Source organism: Acidobacteriota bacterium, assembly GCA_035471785.1.
Lineage (GTDB): Bacteria > Acidobacteriota > UBA6911 > RPQK01 > DATIPO01 > JANQFM01.
In genome coordinates this window covers 82,617-102,516 of sequence record DATIPQ010000005.1, presented here as the reverse complement: position 1 = coordinate 102,516, position 19,900 = coordinate 82,617, and the positions used below count along the sequence as shown (strand labels likewise).

Below are 19,900 nucleotides of genomic sequence, written 5' to 3'. Positions count from 1 at the left end.
CAGCCATGTCCGATTCGACTCCCGACCCCAGGATCGCGGCCGTCCGACTGCTGCAGCGGCTCTCCGCCCCCGGAAGCCACCTGGGCTCCCTCAGCCGGCAACCCGAATTCCAGGCGCTGGCGGATCGCGACCGCCGCTTCCTCATGCAGCTCGCATACGGAGTGGAACGCGAGCGGGGAAAGCTCGACTTCTATATCAGCCGGCTCTCCAAGCGTCCTCTGCACAAGCTCGATGCGCCAGTGCTGTGGATTCTGCGCCTGGCCCTCTTTCAGATACTCAACCTGCGCGTTCCTCAGAGAGCGGCGGTTCATGAAGCCGTCGAGTCCTGCCGCCGCCTGGGAGTGACCTCGGCGGGGGGGTTCGTCAACGCCCTGCTGCGCCGCTTCCTGCGTCAGCAACCGCCCCTGCCTCAAGGCCGCCGGGCGGAGGACTTGGCGGTCCGCACCAGCCATCCCTTGTGGCTGGTGCGCCGCTACCTCAAGCGCTTCGGTTGGCGGCGGGCGGAACGGCTCCTGCACGTCAACAATTCGCCTCCCGAGTCCTGTTTCTGGGTCAACACCCGGCGCCAAAGCCTGCGAGAGATGGGCCGCCTGTTGGAGGAAGCGGGCATCGGCTACAGTCCATGGCCCGATTTGCCTGAGGCGCTCAAAGTGGACGCGTCGCTGGCGGCGCACCGGTTGGCCGAGGAGGGACGCGGCTTTTTCATGGACGCCGGAAGTCAACAAGTCCTGCACGGTCTGGATCTGGAGGAGACACGGCTCGTGGCCGACGTCTGCGCCGCGCCCGGCAGCAAGGCCTTCCTGCTGGCGGCGCGCATGCCCTCGGAAGCCCGACTTTACGCCTGCGACCGCTCCTTTCGGCGACTTGGCCAGGCCCAGCGGCGGCAGCGCAGCCTGCGCTTGCCCGGCCTCGCTTTCATCCAGGCCGATTGGCGCCGCGGAAGCGTGCTGGCGCCTCGTTGCGATTTCATCCTGGCCGACGTTCCCTGCAGCGGACTGGGCACCCTGCGCTCCAATCCCGATATCCGCTGGAAGTTCCAGGAGGCCGACCTGGCGCGCCTGCAGCGCCTTCAGTCCGACATCTTGGCCAACGCCTACGGCAGCCTGCGTCCCGGAGGGCGGTTGCTCTATGTCACCTGCTCCTCGGAAGAAGAGGAGAACGAGCAGGTGGTCGAAGCTTTTCTCGACTCTGATCCACAGGCCCGATTGCTCCAGCCCTTCGAGTTTTCCTTGCACTCTCGCCGTCCTGGAGACGCCTTTTTCTCGGCACTCCTGGGCAAGCCCGGGCAGGACTACTAGGCCAACGGCAGGGAGGCCCTGGGGAGTCGCTTGTCGGGGCTTGGGAGTTGCGAAGCTGTGGTAAGCTTTGGCGGATGGCGGAACGCGACAATGAAACCCCTCGGCAGACCGCGCCGAAAGATGCCGAGGCGCCCGCGGGCAAGGAGAGCCGGGATCGGTCTCTTGATGCCGCGGCCCGCAGCCGGCGCGAGCTTGGCCGCAAGTTCCTGAGCATCGGACGGCTGGCCTTGCTGGCAGGCATCCTGGTGGCCGTGGCCCTGGCCAGCGCCATCGTCGGAATGCAGGTGGCCATCCGCGGCGACGACCTGGCGACCCCCGATCTGGTGGGCCGTCCTCTGCAAGAGGCCGAGCAGGAATTGCAGCAACGGCGCCTTCAACTGGCCGTCATCTCGCGTCACTACGATGCCTCAGTCGCCGAAGGCTCCATCATCTCCCAGAGCCCTCCCCCCCAGTCGCGCGTCAAGGCGGGGCAAAAGGTGCGGGTCATCGTCAGCCGGGGGGTGCGCAAAGAGCCGGTGCCCAACCTGCTGGGAGAAACCTTGCGTTCGGCGGGAGCCCGGCTAGTGGAAACCGACTACCGTCTGGGCGCCGTCAGCGAAATCCGTCTCCAGGGAGTGGAAGACGGACTGGTGCTGAAACAGTACCCGGAACCCGGATCGGAGAAGTCGGGGGGCACACAAATCGACTTGCTGGTGGCGCGCGAGGCCCCGGCCTCATTCCTCATGCCCGACATCCTGGGGGAGCGGCTCAACAACGTGCTGCTGCTCTTCGAACGGCGCGGCATCAGCATCGGCGAGATCCGCTACGTTCCTCAGAGAGGGACTCGGCGGGGAACCATCTTGCGCCAGTATCCCGAGCCCGGGGCTCGTCTGGCGGCAACCGACCGAATCAACGTGGAGGTGGCCAGCCGATGGCGTTGATCGCTCCCTCAATTCTGTCGGCCGACTTCACCCGCCTGGGCCGGGACGTCGAGTCCATGCGCGAGGCCGGCGCCAAAATGCTCCATTTCGACGTCATGGACGGTCACTTCGTCCCCGAGATCACCATCGGTCTGCCTGTTCTACGGGCTCTGCGCAAGGCGACTGACCTGAAGATCGACGTCCATCTCATGATCTCCAATCCCGACAGCATGGCCGAAGCCTATGCCGAGGCGGGCGCCGACATGGTGAGCGTCCACTACGAAGCCGCCACTCACCTCGACCGTCTGCTGGAAGCCCTGCGCGCCAAAGGGGCTCAGGCCGGGGTGGCATTGAACCCTCATTCGCCCGTTTCCGTCTTGGAAGACGTGCTCCCCAAATGCGACTTCGTGCTCGTCATGTCGGTCAATCCAGGGTATGCTGGACAGGCCTTCATCCCCCACAGCTTTGAAAAAATTCGAAAATTGAGGAAAATAGTAGAGGATCGGAAGCTGGCCGCCAAGATCGAGATCGACGGAGGCATGGGGCCGCACAACGTGAGCGATGCCGCCCAGGCCGGAACCGACTGGATCGTATCCGGTTCGGCGATTTTCGGATCAGACGACCCGAAGGAAACATTCAGAAAGATGCAGCAGCGGGCCCAAGCCGGCGCGGCCGCCTTGTAGTATTCTTTAGACTTGAGATTTCTTCCCATCCGTTTGCCGCATGCGGATAGTTCAGGCGATGCGGCGGAAAAGAGAGTAGACCATGATACTCAACAAGAAACCGACGATCGGCAAGCTTCTCATTCTGCTGGCCGTGCTGCTGGCGGCCGGATGCGGACAGAAGAGCGCCAATTTGCAGGAAGACGCCGTGGCGCCCGACAAGACGCTCTATGAAAACGGCGTCGAGTTCCTGCGCAAGAACCAGTTCATCAAGGCGCGGCTGTCCTTCCAGACCCTGATCAATACCTATCCCGACAGCGAATACACACCCAGCGCCTACCTGGCCATCGCCAATTCCTACTACGATGAAGGCGGTACCGACGGGCTGCTGCAGGCGGAAAGCCACTACAAAGACTTCATCATCTATTTTCCCACCCACGAGATGGCCGACGACGCCCAGTTGAAGGTGGCCGCCGTCAACTACAAACTGATGAACTCGCCTGACCGCGACGCCACCTACACCCGCAAGGCCAACACAGAGCTGGAGCGTTTCATCCGCGAGTACCCCGACAGCGAACTGGCTCCCACGGCCCGCGAGGCGCTGATTCAGGTCAAGGAAAACCAGGCCATGGGAGTGCAGGGCATCGGCAATTTCTACTACAAGCGGGGCGCCGACCCGGCCGCCGAAAGCCGTTACAAAGAGGTCCTCGAGAAATTTCCGGAATTCAGCGAACTGGACACGACTCTCTTCCGCCTGGGCGACACCTTGATGCGCATGCAACGCAGCGAAGAAGCATCCGTATACTTCTCTCAAATCGCCCGCGAGTTCCCCTTCTCGGATTACTACGACGACGCCGTGAACCGCTTGGAGCTGTTGGAAAAGCCCATTCCCGAGATCGACGAGAGCGAAGCGGAACGCCGCAGAGCCAACCTCATCGCCCAGCAGGACGATGGTTCGGTGCTCAACCCCCTCGACCTGATCAAGAAGATCTTCTCGGGCCGGGCCGACCTCTATGAAGTGGCCCGCAAACAGGCCGAGGAACGGCGCATGCTGACCCAGTCGGGAGCAAACGGGGAGCAGGCCTCTACCAACGGCAACAACAAGCAGGAAGGCAACCGCTAGTTCAATGCCTTCCATCCTGCTGGCCGACGCTAATCCCACCAACCGCAAGATCGTCGAGCTGTCCTTCGCTGAAGAAGCCGTCGAGGTGATTTCTTTCAGCGATGGACTGAAGGCCCGCGACTTTCTGTCCGATAACGTGATCGACGTCGTTTTGGCCGATGTCGCTTTGCCAGCCATCGACGGATACGAATTGTGCCGCCTGGTGAAGGCCAATCCCAGCCTGCAGCATGTGCCGGTCATTCTGATGGCGGGGCGATTTCAGATGGTCGACCTGGAAAGAGCCGAAGAAGCGGGTTATCACAGCCAGATCACCAAGCCGGTCGAACCCGCCAGCCTGGTGGATCTGGTCAAGGACCTTCTGAGCGGAGCCGGAACGGCGTCTGACGGATCATCCCCGCCTGCTTCGGAGGCGGGTGTCCAAGAATCGACGCACGTGAAATCGGAGTCCGCCATGATTTTTCAGATACCGGTCGGCGATCAACCGCAACGCCTCGTCTTTTCCCTCAAGGCCAACCAGTGCCGCCCCTCGGCCCAGAGGGTGAGGCGAGAGGCCGCGCCCCTGGAGGCGGGTGAGGCTGAACCGTCCCATGAGGAGGCAGCCGTCCCGGAGCCTGAACACCTCCAGGAGGCGCAGGAGGCCAGCCGCCAGGCTTCCCTGGAGTCGTCCGGCGAGGACGCGTCCGGCGAGGGGGATTCGGCTTCCGAAAACGAGCCCCGAGGCGACGATCAGGTCGACCGGGTGGTGGCCAGACTGGCCGGCAAACTCCCCGACATCGTCCGCGCCATCCTGGAGGAAGAGCGCCACGAGCGCTAGAGCCGCTGCCTTGGCCTTCTTCGAGACCATCGAAACCTTCCGCAGCCTGCCCTCTACCAACGATTATCTCAAGCGCTTTCTGGACCAGGGCCGGCCCAGAGCCGTCAGGGCCCGCCGCCAAACCGCCGGCAAGGGACAATACGGGCGCACCTGGCACTCAGCCCTCGATCAGGGTCTTTATCTCTCCATGCTGGTCTTTCCCGCCTGGCCTGCGGCCCAGGCCGATTGGCTCAATCTTGCGGCCATGGCGGCCGTACTGGACACTCTCAGGTCTCAGGGAGGGCCGGAACTGGACTTGAGCCTCAAGCGGCCCAACGACATCCTGGCCGGGGGGCGCAAGCTGTGCGGCATTCTCAGCGAACTGAGCAGCCAGCAGGAGCGGATCCTCTGGGCCATCGTAGGCGTGGGGCTCAACCTGCGCCAGAGGCGTTTCCCCAAGGACCTCAGGCGTCCGGCCACCTCCCTGCTGCTGGAGGGCGTCAGGTCGATCGACGACGAGGCCCTGGCATCTTCACTGCTGGACCGCTTCCAGCACTACTACCGGCAAATCGAAGATGACGGAGGAGAGGACCTGAGGGGGCGTCTGGCGGCCGAACCCTCATGGCCGGCCGATCCACGGTAAAATACGCCCCCGTGAGCATTTTCAACTACAAGGAGCGGCCCGGTTACTTCGCCCGGCTCAAAGACGCCCTGAAGACCACCAGCAAGGACATCAGCACCCAGATGTCGGAGGTCTTCGGCAAGGGCGAAACGCCGGTCACCGAGGAACACCTGGAAGACCTGGAAAGCATCCTGATCGGAGCCGACATCGGGGTGGAGACTTCCCTCGGGATCATCGACAAGATCCGCGAAGAAACACGCGGAACCCGAGTCATCACCACCCACAAGCTGAAGCGCATGATCCGCCAGGAAGTGCTCGACATCCTGCAGGCCAGCGGATCCGGCCAGGAGCGTCGGACCGAGGTGGGAACCGGGCCGGAGGTGGTGCTGGTGGTGGGCGTCAACGGAGTAGGCAAGACCACCACCATCGGCAAGCTGGCCCACCGCTGGCGCCAGCAGGACCGGCAGGTGCTCATCTGCGCGGCGGACACCTTCAGAGCGGCGGCCGTGGAACAACTGCAGATTTGGGCCGACCGGGTGGGGGCCGACCTGGTCAAGCAGCGTCAGGGGTCCGATCCGGCGGCCGTGGTCTTCGACGCCGTGGCGGCCGCCAAGGCACGCGGCAAGGACGTACTGGTCATCGACACGGCGGGACGCCTGCACAACAAGGCCAACCTGATGGCCGAGCTGGAAAAGATCCGCCGCATCGCCGCCCGCGAGATCGAGGGGGCGCCTCACCAGGTCTACCTGGTGCTCGATGCCACCACCGGGCAGAACGGCCTGGTCCAGGCCCGCGAGTTCTTCAAGGTCAGCGGCGTGACCGGCCTGATCGTCGCCAAACTGGACGGCACGGCTAAGGGGGGTATCCTGGTAGCCATCGCCAAAGAACTCAAGATCCCCATCGAATTCATCGGGGTGGGCGAGCAGCTCGGCGACCTGATGCGCTTCTCTCCCGAAGCCTACGTCGACTCCCTCTTCGGTCCCCGACAATAATCGGACCGCCAACCGGCTACTTGGGCCTTCGGGGTTGTTTCCGAGACACGGCCCGGGCTCTTTTCTCGGCTTTCCTGCCCTTCGCCGTCCTGCCGGAGTTGCCGCGCATGGAATAATCGATGAGATTGCGCCCGGCCATGAAAAGATAGATCTCGCGGCTGACCCAGGCGTCGGTGGCCGCGTACTTGATCTGGCTCTTCTTGAGGTTCGAGACGGCCCAATTGGAGCACTTGGCGCCCTTTGAGATGCGGAATCCCAGAAAGGTGGCCGCCAGCGTACGCAAGCTGACCCGATCCATTCCGGCCCGCTTGGCCTGTTCGCCTACGTCGAGAAAAGAGGCCGGCTTGAAGCGGGCCAGCTTTCTCAGTTCCCGCACGTCGTAATCGAGCCCTACTCCCACCTTGAGCACCTTGGGATCGGCCATGATGTCGCGCAGTCCCTTGATCAGACCGATCTGGCTGATCTGGAAAAGATAAACGGCAGCTTCGGTGGCCAACTGCAGCAAAGCGGGCGGAAAGTAGCTGCCTTTCTTGAAGGCGGGCCGCGTTTCGGTGTCGAACCCCAGAATCTCCGCTTCCCTCACCTGCTGCAGAACCTGCGAGGCCTCGTCTTTATGGCTGATGACGTGGATAGGACCCGGGAAGCGCTTCAGGGGCAGGGCGTTGATCTCCTCCGCCTGGAGAGCCTTCCATTCCGGCTCAGGCTTGGGTGACGAGGTGGAATGAGGCGTGCGGGATCGGTTGGCCGGTTGCTGGCCGGAAGCGCTAGTCGTGGGTGCCATCAAGTGGAGAGTTTAACATACTGACAAGCCGCTCCCGGGACTCAGGGGGCCTGGCGCAGAAGATGTGCAACGGCCTCTAAACGCCCGTCCGAAGGCGGTGTTTCGATTCCCAACAAGTGGCCCATGAGGGGATGAATGTGGACGTTCTCGAAGGCCTCCACCACGTATCCCTGCTTAAAGGCCGGGCCGTGGGCCAGGAAGATCCCCTGCATGGATTGCAGGCGATGGTCGTAGCCGTGAGAGCCGCCTTGCAGGCGCTCCGGGTTCTCTTTGATGAACTGCGAGGTGGCGATGCTCCATCCTTCCTCGGCCAGCAGCAGGAGGGGAGGGATGCGCCGGTGTCCGGCGTAGTTGAAATGCTCTTTCAGCTCCTGGCCGCTGAGCAGACGGGTGTGGGGGACTTGAGCCGCCGCAGCGGCGACTTCCTGCAAGTTCTCCTCGGACGGCCACAGTCCGGTGGCGGGCGCCCAGTGAACCACGTTGGCTTTTTCCAGGTCGACATAGTCGTCCAGGGCCACGGCCCTGAGGGGCGAGGTGGCGACCATGCCGTGATCGGAGACGATGAGGATGTTGACGCTTTGCAAAAGACTGCGCTGCTCCAGACCCTCCCATAGCTGTCCCAAGAGCTGATCGGCCTCGACGACCTTCTCGGTCACCTGAGGCGAGTCGGGACCATAGGCGTGCCCGGCGCTGTCGACCATTGAAAAATAGAGGGTGATGAAGGAGGGCCGCTGAGCAACGGGCAAGTCGAGCCACTCCAGCACCTGCTCGACCCGCTCGGGATTGGGCATCCCGTGCTGGTAGGGCATCGAGTAGCTGGGCCGCACCCCCTGGACAGGGGCTTCATTGCCGGGCCAGAACTTGGGCGCCGTCTTGAGCCCCTGCCGCTCGGCGCTGACCCACAGCGGCTCTCCGCCCCACCAACGCTCCTCTTGAGCCGCTTCCCGAGTGCCGGCCCGAAAGTGCTCATCGTACTCAGGGTCGTAGAAGACGTTGGCGACCACGCCGTGATTGGCCGGATAAAGGCCCGTCACGATGCTGTAGTGGTTGGGGAAGGTCTTGGTGGGAAAGACCGGAATCAGTCCGCGGGCCCGAATCCCGTGGGAAGTCAGGCGGTCGAAATTGGGCGTCTCGGCATGATCGAGATAGTCCCAGCGAAAGCCGTCGAAGCTGATCAAGATGAGGGCGGACGGTGGATTGCCTTGGTTCGAACATGCCAAATACGGCAATAAGCAGAGAAGTAGAGCAGCGGCCAAACCCGCCGGAAGAGACTTGTGCATGGCCGAGCCAGTTTGAAGGCGGGAAGCGAGTCCGTCAAGCCTGCCGGTCGAACGACGTCGGGGCGACGGACTCTGTCCAAGGCCGGCGCCTTGCTCAGCTCAGATCGCGGGCCAGCCGCAGTCCAGAAAACTGCCAGCGCGCCGAGGCCGGGAAGAAGTTGCGGTAGGTGGCACGGATGTGGTTGCGGGAAGTGGCGCAGGACCCTCCCCTGAGCACGTACTGGTTGCACATGAACTTGCCGTTGTACTCGCCCAAAGCGCCTTCGGCGGCCCGATAGCCGGGATAAGGACTGTAGGAACTCCCGGTCCACTCCCAGACGTCGCCGAAAAGCTGCAATGGCCGGCCGGAATCGGCGTCCTCAACGGGAGCCGCAGGATGCAGCAGCTCGTCGTCTACGAAGTTGCCTTCGATCTCTTCTCCTGCGGCAACGGCTTCCCACTCTTCCTCGCGGGGCAAGCGTGCTCCGGCCCAGCGGGCATAGGCGTCGGCTTCGAAGTAGCTGATGTGACACACCGGGGACTGGGGGTCGAGCGGACGCAGGCCGCCCAGAGTGAACTCCTGCCATTGGTCCTGGCGGCGCTGCCAGTAGAAGGGGTGACTCCAGCCTTCCCGCTGGACCGTATCCCAACCTTCCGACAGCCACAGTTCGTGCCGCCCGTAACCGTCATCCTCCATGAATTCCAGGAACTCGGCGTTGCTCACCAGGCGCGAAGCCAACTGAAAGGCCTGCAGGAAGACGGTGTGGCGGGGCGATTCGTTGTCGTAGGCGAATCCATCGCCCTCAAATCCCACCTCGCGCAGTCCTTGCGGGTAATCGAACCACTGCATGGGACCTGAAGCACGGCCCAGGGGCAGCGCCAGATCGTCGTAGGCCGGCAGGAGCGGATTGCGCGAGAGCAGATGCTTGACATCGGTCAGAATCAGCTCCTGATGCTGCTGCTCGTGCTGCAATCCGATCTCCATGACGGCTCTTGCCTCACGGTCCAGCCGTTGGTTGTGCAGCAAGTCGTGAATCAGGGCGTCGACATGGTTGCGGTAATCGAAAACCTGCTTGAGGGAAGGCCGCGTAATCAATCCCCGCTGGGGCCGCGGATGAGGCCGGCCGACGGCATTGTAGTAGGAGTTGTAGAGGGTCTGAAAGTGGGGGTGGAAGGGGTGGTAGTCCTCGATCTGGCGGTCCACCACGAAGGTCTCGAAGAACCAGGTGGTGTGGGCTAGATGCCACTTGGCGGGAGAAGCGTCGGGCATGGACTGCACCTGGCAGTCCTCGACCGAGAGCGGGTCGACCAATTCCAGGCTCAGATCGCGCACCCGGCGATAACGTCCGGCCAGCTCGGCGCAGTGGGCCGGCTTGGCGATTGATTTCAAAGCGGAACTCATATCAACTCCTCATTGTCGAGAGGGTGATCGACAGACAGCAGGCAATCGGCGAAGGGCCACTGGTCGTCGACCCAGCAGCGCGCGATGCGGAAGCCGGCTTGCCCGGCCATCCGCTGCAAGTCCTCCGGCCGAAACTTGTGCGAGGACTCGGTATGGATGGTCTCGCCGCGCCTCAACCGGAGACGAGCACCGAATTCGCCCAGGCGCACGTCCTGGTCCTGCAGCGAACGCAGATGCATCTCGACACGCTGCAAGTCTTCATCATAGCGCACGTGATGCTCGAAGCGGTCGTGGCGGAAGTCGGCGTCCCACTCGCGGTTGAGGCGGGAGAGCAGGTTCAGGTTGAAAGCCGCGGTGACCCCGGCGGGGTCGTCATAGGCGGTGAGCAGGTCCTCTTCGCCTTTGACCATGTCAGCCCCCAGCAGGAAGAGATCGCCCTCTTGCAGCTTGTCGCTGAGAGATTGCAGAAAGTCCTCAGCCTGCTCGGGCTCGAAGTTGCCCAGCGTGCTTCCCAGAAAGAGCAGGAGCAGTTGGCGTCCTCGGGGACGCTGCGCCAGCACTTCGTCCAAACCTTCCAGGTAGGTGCCTTGAACGCCGGTGAAGCTGACACCGGGAATATCCTCCATCTCGCGTCCGCATTGTTTGAGGGCCTCCTGGGAGACATCGATGGCGAAATAGTCGAGAGGGTCCCCCCGTCGCGCCAGCGCCTCCAGGATCAGCCGGGTCTTGCGGCCCGATCCGCTCCCCAGTTCGACCACCATGACGTCTGAGCGGCAGATCTCGGCCACGGGCTCGGCGCAGCGCCGCAGGTTGCGTTCTTCGGCCTTAGTCAGGCCATACTCGGGCAACTTGGTGATGGATTCAAAGAGAGCGCTGCCCACTTCGTCGTAGAGGTATTGCGGAGGCAGCGTCTTCTGCCCGTCCTTCGAGAGCCCTTGCCAGATTTGCTCAGCCTGAGCGGAGTCGGCGGAGGTAGGCGTTTCCACAGTCAACAGTGTTCTCCCGGTTGTCTGAAAAGGCTGATTGGTCCCGATTCCATAAAAGCAGCCGATGCGACTCGCACGGCGTCCCACACCACTTAGGAAGCGAATCAGGCGGGGTTCGTTTCGCTGCTGGAGCAAAAAGATCGGAAAATCAGGGGGTGGCTTGAGGGACTAGCTGGGAGGCCAACTGACCTTGTCGGCACCCTCCAAGGCGGCCATGCGAAGAAGAGCTTCCTCAAGGCCCGCCGTGACGCCGGGAGTTAGGCTGACGCCTTCTTCCCACCACAGGCCCTTGACCTGAAGCCGACCTTGATCGCGGTGGAGTTTGGCGTCCAGGCGTCCGATGAGCCGGTCGCCCCGCAGGATGGGGAGCACGTAGTAGCCGTGGCGCCGCTTGGCCGCCGGGACGAAAGCTTCAAAGCGGTAGTCGAAACCGAACAGCCGCCGGCAGCGATCCCGGTCGCGAATGACGGGATCGAAAGGGCTAAGCAGGCGAACCCGGCGGGGAGGGGAGGGCAAGGCGCCAAGACGTCGCTTCCAATCGGGCCAGGCCAGCGAGCGCCGGGCAGGCGAACCGTCCTCGGATTCGACATCGACTTCCACGATGCGTCTTTGCCTCAAGGCTCGCTGGCTCCAGCGGCGGGCCTGCACGGCGTCCAGGGCGTCCCAGAAGGCGGCCAGTTCGCCGGGGGTGGCCGTGCCCAGCCGGTCCAAAGCGCTGCAGCAAGCCCACTCGGCGTGGCGGTCGCGGCTGGGGACGTCCAGTCGGGGAAGGTGGGGAAAGACGCGGTGGGACAGGTCGTAGACCTTTTGAAAGCGAATCCGACGGCATACCGCCAACTCTCCGCAGCGCCACAAGTGCTCCAGCGCCGTCTTTTCCGGTTTCCAGCCCCACCAGACCTCGTCATGAGGCAATTCCTGGGCCCGCTCGAAGTCGCGGCTGAGCAGAGGCCCTTCCTCCTCGATGCGGCGGCGCACGTGTTCCATCACGCGTTCAGGCTGGGGGCCCATGCGCTTGTGCCACCAGGCTCGGCGGGGAGCCTTGCGGTATCGCTGGAAGCGCACCTTCCAGTGGTCGAGCCAGCGGCTGGGGATGATGGAGGCGTCGTGCGTCCAGTGCTCGAATAGACTGCGCTCTTTTTCCAGCAGTCCTTTGAGCAGGCCTCGGCGATAGCCGTCAAAGCGCGTCAGGAGAATGTGATGATGGGCCCGGACGGCCGCCGAGATGGTGTCGACCTGCACAAAGCCCATCCGCTCGATCTGGTTGTAGAGAGTCCGCGGCCCCACTCTCCTTTCAGGCGAGGACAACAACCCCTGCCCTCCCATCAACAACCTGCGCGCCGCCAGCGCCGTCATTTTCTCGGCCATGAAGGCCAAAAGTACGCCACCCTCCCGACGCGCGCAAGCCTCTGGCGGCAAGGCGTCCTGACTCAACCTGTGCACGAAGGTTTAAGGGCGGGTACACTTAAGTCATCTTTAAAGATACCTTTCCGAAGAACCCGCCTGCATGGAGGAATGCCCATGAGACCCTTGAGTTTTTATGACCGCGAAGATCGGCCTTGGCCCAATCCGAGGCTGACTAACAGTGCCATTATCGGCCATACCACCCACTCCTCCTGCAGACTTTGGATGCGGGTTTGGAAAGAAGGAGACTACTGGCTGGTTGTCTCCGAAGAGCCGATTGGCGCCGGCCAGCGCCAGCCCGAACTCAAGGGCTCGGGGCGCAGCCGCAAGCTGGTGCTGACCGAGGCGGGCAAGAAGCAGGAAATCCCCGCCAAGCTCTACAAGAAGTCCTTCGATTTCAGCACCGACCTGACCGGCGTCTTCGAGGTCAAGGGACTCAAGGCCGCCACCGCCTACTACTATGCGGCCTTCGCCGATCCGGAGTCGTCGGGAGAGCGGGCTCAAACGTGGGAGCTGGGCTACCAGCAGGAATTGAAATTCCGCACCCAGGCCAAGAAACCCGACAAGGTGACCTTCGGGCTCTACAGTTGCCATAATCCCTACGACAAGCACGGCAACCTGACCAACATGGAGATGTGGAACTGGTTCGGTGAAATCCTGCAGGACCGCAACGCCGATTTCGTGATCGGCGGCGGCGATCAGGTCTACAGCGACGGACGCGAGACCCTGAGCATCTGGGAGTGGCTGCGGCAGAACAAAGGCGAGCTCCTGCGCAAGAAAGAGGCCGAACGCTTGCAGATCATGCTTTCCTGGTACCGCGACATTTACCGCGGCTACTGGGGCCCATTGGCGCTGCGTCAGGTGCTGCGCAGTTTTCCCACCTACATGATTTGGGACGACCACGAGATCATGGACGGATGGGGCTCTTACACCGACGAGGAACTTTCCGACAAGTTGGACACCATCTGGGAATGGGAGGATCAGAAGACAAACCTAGGCCTGGCCAAACTCATGTTCAAAGCCGCCGCTCAGGTCTATGGCGAATATCAGCACAGCCATAATCCAGCTACCGAGGATGGACGTTGGGACTATCACTATCAATGGGGTCCCTGCGCCTTTTATGCTTTCGACATGCGGGGTACGCGCGATTTCAAACGCAAGGAATTCAGGATCATGGGGCGAGAGCAATTCCAACGGGTGAAGTCATGGCTGGAGGGCGAACAGGTCAAGCAGAGCGAGGTGATTTTTCTGATTTCTCCGGTGCCCATGGTCCATGCCGGATCCTTCTTCGTCAACACCCTCGACCTCAACCTTCTGGGGCTCGCCGACGACATGCGCGATGAATGGGAACATGAGAGCAACTGGCGCGAACGCGACCAGCTCTTGGATGCCATCTTCAAGGTCTCTCATGAACAGAAAAAACCTGTCGTCTTCCTGAGCGGAGACGTGCACGTCGCCGCCGCCTTCAGCCTCTCCCAGCGCAAGTATCCCGAGGCCCGGGTTTACCAGTTGACCTCCAGCGCCATCTCCTACAATACGGGGCTGATCGGACGCGGCCTCAAGCTGGTTGTGCATGAGGAAGGCAAGCTGGTCTCACATCCGCGCAAAGAGGAGGAGCATGAAGAGGTCTACTTCCAGGCCCTCCATGCCGCCTTCGAGAAGAACAACTTCGGAGTGGCCACCGTCGAGGACGGTCGGGTGCGCTGGGACCTCTACGGCAGTTCGGGCGAAGAAGACCGCATCGTGCGCCTCAAGCGCGTGATCATCGGCAAGGAGGAATAGGCGCTCAGGACTCGCCCACAGACGCCTCTTCGTGGTAGTCGTCGCCTACGTTGACGTCCCAGATAGCCGACTTGTCGGCCGAACCGTAAATGGCGTCGACGGCGGCCCTGGCGGTAAGCATGGAGTGGTCCTGGTTGTTGTAGCGGTGCATGCCGTTGCGTCCCACCAGGAACAGGTTGGGAACCGAGTCGGCCCAGCGGCGTATCACCTCGAACTCGCCGTAGGTCCCGAAATAGCCGGGATAGGCTTTGGGCACCCGTTGGATGTGCTGGTCGAGAACGGGAACGTCGCATTCGAGCAGTTCGATGCGGCGCAACTCGTCCACCGCCAAAGCGACCATCTGCTGGTCGTCGAGGTTCCACAGTTCGTCCCCCTGGCGGCAGAAATACTCCAGTCCCAGCCATACCTGGTCGGGATCCTCCACCAGGTGAGGCGACCAGTTGTTGAAGATCTGCACCCTCCCCAAGCGCACGCCCTGGTCTTGGATGTAGATCCAATTGTCGGGGATGAGGCGGTCGCCGCGGCGTCCTTGGCCCTCGGGTTTGAGGCGAGGGACGAGCAGTCCTACGGCAATGAAGTCGCGGTACTCCAAACCGCCCGCCACCCGGCGGACGGCGGGAGAAGGAGGAGGATCGACTTGTTCCACCAGTTCCTTGACGGGCATGGTGGAGATGAAGTAGTCGCAGTCCACGCGCCGCCGCTCTCCGCTGCGGCGGTCGAGCACCTCGACCTGGCTGATCCGCCCCTGGCGCAGCAAAAGACGTTCCACCCGGTGGTTGAGACGCACCTCCCCGCCTCGCTCTTCAACCTGCTCGGCCACCCGCTGCCACATGTGTCCCGGGCCGTACTTGGGATAGAGGAAGCGTTCGATGAGGCTGGTTTCGGTGCCTCTTTGGCTCACGTCTCCGCCGCGCCGGGGAAGGACTTGCTTGAAGGCATGAAGCAGGGCCCGGCTGACGGAAAGCCCCTTGATGCGCTGAGCGCCCCATTCGGGCGAGATGCGACTGCAGGGCCGTCCCCACACCTTCTCGGTGTAGTCGCGGAAGAAGGTGCTGTAGAGCTCGCGTCCGAAGCGGTTGATGAGAAAGTCCTCCAGCGAGCGCTCGGGACGAATGGGAAAGGCCCTCGCCCGCAGGTAGCTGAAGGCGATGCGGGCGGCGCGCCCCGGTCCCAGGTTGCGCAGGGTGGCCCAGTTGAGGCGGATGGGATAGCTGAAGAAGCGTCTCAGATAATAGATGCGGGAAATGCGGCGGCGCACCAGCATGACGTCGTCCTGACTATCCGTTGCCCGCCGCGTCACCCTCAGCGGACGGCTCTGACGCTGGTAGGTGAGGCTCACCGGGCCGCTCTCCTCTCGAGCCACGGGCAGAATCGACTGCCACCAGCCCATGACCCAGTCCGACTTTGAGAAAAACCGATGCCCGCCGATGTCCATGCGGTTGCCGTTGTGACAGACCGTGCGGGAAATCCCGCCCACGCAATCGTCCATCTCGAAGACCAGCGGATGCACCTCACCGCCGCGCAGCAGTTCCAAAGCGGCAGTCAGTCCGGCAGGGCCGGCTCCGGCGATAACGGCGGTGGCCTTCTTCATGGCGTTTACCCGCCATCTTTCTGGCACAGGGAGCCCGCGAGTTCAAGCGGGTCGGGACACGGAGCCGGGCCGCGAGGCTCTTCAGACTTTGAGGGAATCGACAAATTGAACCGCTTCGCGGTAGAGGGCGGGCAACGTCTCGTCGGCAAGTCCGGCCTGGGAGGCGCATCTGGAAAGGCCTTCCCAATCTGCCTTTTCATAGCGCAGCACCAGGTCCAAAACGCCGCTCAATTCGCTCTCCTCGCCCAGAAGGGCCTGCTTGATGTCGGAGTCGATGGGCAAGGATTCCAGCGCCTCCGTCAAAGGCTGATCGAGGATGGCATCGACGAGCGAAAACATGCCCATCAGAAAGAGATCGTCCTTGCGCGTCCGCAGGCTGGTCTGTTGAGCCAGTTTCTCGCAAAAATAGGCGCGTATGATCGAGTTCACCACCAGCTCCTGCGGCTTGTCGCTGGCCATGCGCGACATAATCACCACCGAGACCCACTTCCTCACCTTGTCTTGCCCCAGCAGGACCAGGGCTTGGCGCATCGATTCGATGCGCCGGGCCAAGGCGAAGGCCGCCGAGTTGACCAGCTTCAACAGCCCGTATGAAAGCGAAAGGTCGCTCTTGATGAGCTTTTCCACCCGGTCGAGGTCGAAATCCGGCTTGTAGAGCTCACGGAGCAACTCGACATAGCTGAACTTGAAGCCGGGGATGACCCGGCCGGCAACGATGTCGGGACGGCAGTAAAAATAGCCCTGCAGGTAGCGGACACCCAGTTCCTCGGCCTCCCTCACCTCCTCGGCGGTTTCCACCTTTTCAGCCAGGAAAGCCACGCCCGAAGATTCCAGCCGCCTGACCATGGTCGAACGCTGCAGCGGGCTGGACGCCCGATAGTCGATCTTGATGATGTCGGCCAACCCGGCCAGTTCCCGCGACTCGTCGCGCAATACGAAGTCGTCCAAGGCCAAACGGTAGCCTCGGCTCTTCAGGTCACGGCAACTTTCCAGCACTTGGGCGTTTGCCGGATCGACCGACTCCAGCACCTCCACCACCGCTTTCTGAGGAGGCAAGAGGGTGGCCGCGCCGCTGGTCAGCAGTTTTTGAGTAAAATTGATAAAGACGTCTTTGCTTCCGGCCAAGGTGTCGAGGCCCAGCGACACCAGGCTGTTGGACAGGGTATGGGCAGAGGCCGAGTCCGGGTCGACAGGGGGGAAGATGTTCTCCCATCCGGCCCGAAAGAGCAATTCGTAAGCGACGCACTGTCCCAGGCGGTCGAAGATGGGCTGGCGGGCAACGAATACATCCATGGCAAACTCTTTTTTCTCTTCGGCAGGATCAAGCCTGGCATTAACCCCAGCGAAACGTTGCCTGTCCGATCCGCATCTCGGCTGGAAACAACTTAAGGAGTCCGCACCCTGACGCGGCGGCGCCCGTCCGCCCGTCACGCGGGAGATCACGACCCTATGGACCGAGAGACATTCCTCAAGCAAACCGCCAAGCTCGCCGGCGACTACCTTCAACGTGAAGAGACGCTGCATCCCTTTCAGTACCGAACGCCCCAGCAACTGCAGCAGCACCTCGACTTGGAGATCTCTGAGCAGGGACTCTCGGATGAAGAGTTCTTCAGCCGTCTGCAAGCCATCATGGAAACCACCCCCGAGGTCGGCAGCCGGCGTTTCTTCAATCAGTTGTTCGGAGGCAAGTGCTTCCCCGCCCTCTCCGCCGAGATGCTCAGCGCCGTCCTCAACAGCTCCATGTACACCTTCAAGGCGGCCGGGCCTCACATCCTCATTGAACGGATCGTCATCGAACGCATGATCGAAAAGGTGGGATACAGCGGGGCGGCCGACGGCACCTTTACTCCCGGCGGGTCGCTGGCCAATCTTGTGGGGATGCTATTGGCCCGCAACCAGGCCGACCCGGCCTCGCGAGAAAGAGGAGTCGGCCGGCGCATGACAGCGTACGCCTCGGACATCAGCCACTACTCGCTGGTCAAGGCCTGCGGATTCATGGGCGTGGGGCGCGAGTCGCTGCGCAAGGTGGACAGCGACGATCTTGGACGGCTCGATCCCGAAGCCTTGCGGCAAGCCCTCAAGCGCGACCTCAAGCGCGGTTTCCTGCCCTTCTGCGTGGTGGCCACAGCGGGCACCACCGTGCTTGGCTCTTATGACCCGCTGCCCGAAATCGCCGACGTCTGCCGAGAGTACGGACTGTGGATGCACGTGGATGCCGCACTGGGAGGGTCAGCCCTTCTCAGCAGCAGCTACCGCCACCTGCTGGAAGGCTCGCAGCTCAGCCACTCCTTCGCCTGGAACCTGCATAAGATGGGCGGAGTGCCGCTGAGTTGCTCGGTGCTGCTGGTTAACCGCGGAGGACTGCTGGAACGCTGCTTCAACGAGAACGCCGACTATCTGTTCCAGTCCGAGCACGACTTCAACCCCGGCACCAAATCGCTGCAATGCGGACGGCGCAATGACGCCTTCAAAGCCTGGGCCCTTTGGAGCTACTACGGCGACAGCGGAATGGACCAACGCATCACGCACCTCTTTCAGTTGGCCGGCTACGCACGCCGCAAGGTGCTTGACCACCCCCGTCTGGAATTGGTCAAGGACATCGAATCGGTCAACGTCTGTTTCCGCGTTAAAGAGGTGGACGCGGTGGAGTTGTGTGACCGACTCGACAGGCAAGGCGTCCTCAAGGTCGGCTATGGCGACGTGGAAGGCGAGAACGTGGTGCGCCTGCCCTGCGTCAATTCCGACCTGGACGAAAAAGACATCGACCGCTTCTTCGATTGGCTGCTGGAAGTCGCCGAAAGCCTGTCCGTCGGCGCACCGGTTTAGTCAAGGAAAATTCCCATGTAGCAGAATTCCTTAGCTGACTTGCACCGACGGATTCTCTCCGGCCTTTTGTGAAACAGGCAAGACGATTAGCGTGTAAAGTAGTAGCAGGTGAGGTCCAGGGAACTTGGAGAGGATTCTCTTCGATGGCAAACATTCTGGTGGTCGATGACGACCACGGTCTGCGCTCCTCCCTTTGCTGCGCTCTTCAGGAACTTGGCCATTCTCCCGTGCAAGCCGGCGACGGCCGGGAAGGCCTGGCGCAAACGGCGCCCGCCGATCTGGTCATCACTGATCTTTCCATGCCCCGCCTGGGAGGACTCGAACTGATCCGCCGGCTGAAGGACTTTCGACCCGAACTGCCCATCATCGCCATCTCAGGCGACTCCTCCTGCACAGCCGGACTGGAAACGGCGCGCCGCCTGGGGGCTTTCACCACGCTGCGCAAGCCCTTCGGCCTGCCCGACCTGGTCAAGGAGGTTGAGCGCGCCCTGGACCAGTCCTGAGATTCAAGGGATCTCGTGGGGCGGGCGTCCGCTGAGGACGGCGATAAGCCGTTCGCTGTCGATGTTGCCTCCCGATATGACGCAGACCACCTTGCCTTGACCGGCACCTCCGCCCAGGGCTGCTGCCACGGCGGCCGCCCCGGCACCCTCGGCAATGACGTGATTGCGTTCGGCCGTCAGGCGTAAGGCTTGAGCGGTCTCGGCAAGGGAGACCACCAGCGAATCGTGGAGGAGACGGCGGGCCAGCGGCCACATCTCGCTCAGCACGCTCTTGCCTCCGATGCCGTCCACGAAACTGGCCCGGTAGTCGATGCTGGCGGCCTCTCCCTTGAGCAAGGAGGCTTTCAGAGGAGCGGCCGTCTCCACTTCAGCGGCATAAACCCGCACCTCGGGCTTGAGAGCCCGTAAAGCCGAGGCAATGCCGCAACTCAGGCCGCCGCCGCCGAAGGGAATCACCACCGCCTCGACGTCGGGCAAGTCCTCGAGAATCTCCAGCGCGATAGTGCCGTTGCCGGCCATCACCCGCTCGTCGCTGACCGGATGCAGGAAAAGTCCGCGCATGCGGGGATGTTCATGCTCGACCAGCACGCGCCACCATTCCTCGAACGGCACCTTGATGACTTCTCCTCCCAACCGCTCCACGGCCCGGCACTTGGTGCGGGGGGCGTGATCGGGCACCAGCACCTTGCATTGCACCCCCATGCGCTGGGCTTGGTAAGCCACGCCCTGAGCCATGTTTCCGGCGCTGGCCGTGTACACACCCTGCCGCACCAGTTCCGGGTCGCAGGCCAACATGGCGTTGGCGGCGCCCCGCAGCTTGAAGGATCCGATGGGCTGCAGGTTCTCCAGCTTGAGGTAGATGGAAGCCGCAGACTGGGAGGCGTTGAGCGGCACCAGCGGAGTCCGCACCACCTTTCCCCGCAGGCGCCGGCGGGCCGCCTTCACCTGCTGCAGAGGAATCGGCTGAAGAGGCTTCATCG

18 protein-coding genes are annotated in these 19,900 nt (G+C 62.6%); 10 read left to right on the top strand and 8 right to left on the bottom strand.

Going from position 1 to position 19,900, the window contains the following annotated elements; all coding sequences use genetic code 11:
* The first annotated feature begins 5 nt into the window (after positions 1–5).
* The 7 genes from VLU25_00765 (at position 6) to ftsY (ending at position 6,389) form a co-directional block, all read left to right on the top strand.
* A complete protein-coding gene (locus tag VLU25_00765) occupies positions 6–1,298 on the top strand; it encodes a transcription antitermination factor NusB (GenBank protein HSR66446.1) in 1,293 nt (430 codons plus the stop codon).
* A 74-nt stretch (positions 1,299–1,372) separates the two neighbouring features.
* Positions 1,373–2,218, top strand: a complete 846-nt coding sequence (locus tag VLU25_00760; GenBank protein ID HSR66445.1) for a PASTA domain-containing protein — start codon at positions 1,373–1,375, stop codon at positions 2,216–2,218.
* On the top strand, positions 2,209–2,880 hold the full coding sequence (gene rpe, locus VLU25_00755) for a ribulose-phosphate 3-epimerase (protein HSR66444.1): 672 nt from the start codon (positions 2,209–2,211) through the stop codon (positions 2,878–2,880). The genes VLU25_00760 and rpe overlap by 10 nt, the downstream gene beginning before the upstream one ends.
* Before the next feature lie 82 nt (positions 2,881–2,962).
* Complete coding sequence (bamD, locus tag VLU25_00750; protein HSR66443.1) at positions 2,963–3,982, top strand: outer membrane protein assembly factor BamD; 1,020 nt, start codon at positions 2,963–2,965, stop codon at positions 3,980–3,982.
* A gap of 4 nt (positions 3,983–3,986) precedes the next feature.
* On the top strand, positions 3,987–4,796 hold the full coding sequence (locus VLU25_00745) for a response regulator (protein HSR66442.1): 810 nt from the start codon (positions 3,987–3,989) through the stop codon (positions 4,794–4,796).
* Between the two features lie 10 nt (positions 4,797–4,806).
* Positions 4,807–5,418 carry a biotin--[acetyl-CoA-carboxylase] ligase gene (locus tag VLU25_00740; GenBank protein ID HSR66441.1) on the top strand — a complete coding sequence of 204 codons (612 nt, stop codon included), beginning with the start codon at positions 4,807–4,809 and terminating at the stop codon, positions 5,416–5,418.
* Positions 5,419–5,429: 11 nt separating this feature from the next.
* Positions 5,430–6,389: a signal recognition particle-docking protein FtsY gene (gene ftsY, locus VLU25_00735; GenBank protein ID HSR66440.1), complete on the top strand. Its 960-nt coding sequence runs from the start codon at positions 5,430–5,432 to the stop codon at positions 6,387–6,389.
* Between the two features lie 16 nt (positions 6,390–6,405).
* Here the strand turns inward: ftsY and VLU25_00730 are convergent, their stop codons facing one another.
* From VLU25_00730 to VLU25_00710, 5 genes are all read right to left on the bottom strand, one after another.
* Entirely contained in the window at positions 6,406–7,170 is a 765-nt protein-coding gene (locus tag VLU25_00730) for a 3'-5' exonuclease (protein ID HSR66439.1), read from the bottom strand.
* 41 nt (positions 7,171–7,211) lie between these two features.
* Positions 7,212–8,390, bottom strand: a complete 1,179-nt coding sequence (locus VLU25_00725; protein ID HSR66438.1) for an ectonucleotide pyrophosphatase/phosphodiesterase — start codon at positions 8,388–8,390, stop codon at positions 7,212–7,214.
* Between the two features lie 154 nt (positions 8,391–8,544).
* Positions 8,545–9,831, bottom strand: a complete 1,287-nt coding sequence (egtB, locus tag VLU25_00720) for an ergothioneine biosynthesis protein EgtB (GenBank protein HSR66437.1) — start codon at positions 9,829–9,831, stop codon at positions 8,545–8,547.
* Positions 9,828–10,817: an L-histidine N(alpha)-methyltransferase gene (gene egtD / locus VLU25_00715; GenBank protein HSR66436.1), complete on the bottom strand. Its 990-nt coding sequence runs from the start codon at positions 10,815–10,817 to the stop codon at positions 9,828–9,830. The genes egtB and egtD overlap by 4 nt, the downstream gene beginning before the upstream one ends.
* A 168-nt stretch (positions 10,818–10,985) precedes the next feature.
* Complete coding sequence (locus VLU25_00710) at positions 10,986–12,182, bottom strand: crosslink repair DNA glycosylase YcaQ family protein (GenBank protein ID HSR66435.1); 1,197 nt, start codon at positions 12,180–12,182, stop codon at positions 10,986–10,988.
* A 261-nt stretch (positions 12,183–12,443) separates the two neighbouring features.
* Between VLU25_00710 and VLU25_00705 the strand changes: the two genes are divergently transcribed.
* Positions 12,444–14,000, top strand: a complete 1,557-nt coding sequence (locus VLU25_00705; protein HSR66434.1) for an alkaline phosphatase D family protein — start codon at positions 12,444–12,446, stop codon at positions 13,998–14,000.
* A gap of 4 nt (positions 14,001–14,004) precedes the next feature.
* On the opposite strand, the gene VLU25_00700 is transcribed toward VLU25_00705, so the two are convergent.
* Together VLU25_00700 and VLU25_00695 are read right to left on the bottom strand one after the other, a co-directional pair.
* Complete coding sequence (locus VLU25_00700) at positions 14,005–15,591, bottom strand: NAD(P)/FAD-dependent oxidoreductase (protein HSR66433.1); 1,587 nt, start codon at positions 15,589–15,591, stop codon at positions 14,005–14,007.
* Positions 15,592–15,672: 81 nt separating this feature from the next.
* Positions 15,673–16,884 (bottom strand): HDOD domain-containing protein, encoded by a 1,212-nt coding sequence (locus VLU25_00695; protein ID HSR66432.1) that lies wholly within the window; start codon positions 16,882–16,884, stop codon positions 15,673–15,675.
* A 156-nt stretch (positions 16,885–17,040) separates the two neighbouring features.
* Here VLU25_00695 and VLU25_00690 point away from each other — a divergent pair, with 156 nt between their 5' ends.
* Both VLU25_00690 and VLU25_00685 read left to right on the top strand, forming a co-directional pair.
* Positions 17,041–18,417, top strand: coding sequence for a pyridoxal-dependent decarboxylase (locus tag VLU25_00690; GenBank protein HSR66431.1), 1,377 nt, complete (start codon positions 17,041–17,043; stop codon positions 18,415–18,417).
* Positions 18,418–18,560: 143 nt separating this feature from the next.
* A complete protein-coding gene (locus VLU25_00685; GenBank protein ID HSR66430.1) occupies positions 18,561–18,920 on the top strand; it encodes a response regulator in 360 nt (119 codons plus the stop codon).
* Positions 18,921–18,923: 3 nt separating this feature from the next.
* Here VLU25_00685 and VLU25_00680 read toward each other — a convergent pair whose 3' ends face one another.
* Complete coding sequence (locus VLU25_00680; GenBank protein HSR66429.1) at positions 18,924–19,898, bottom strand: pyridoxal-phosphate dependent enzyme; 975 nt, start codon at positions 19,896–19,898, stop codon at positions 18,924–18,926.
* Positions 19,899–19,900: the final 2 nt, after the last annotated feature.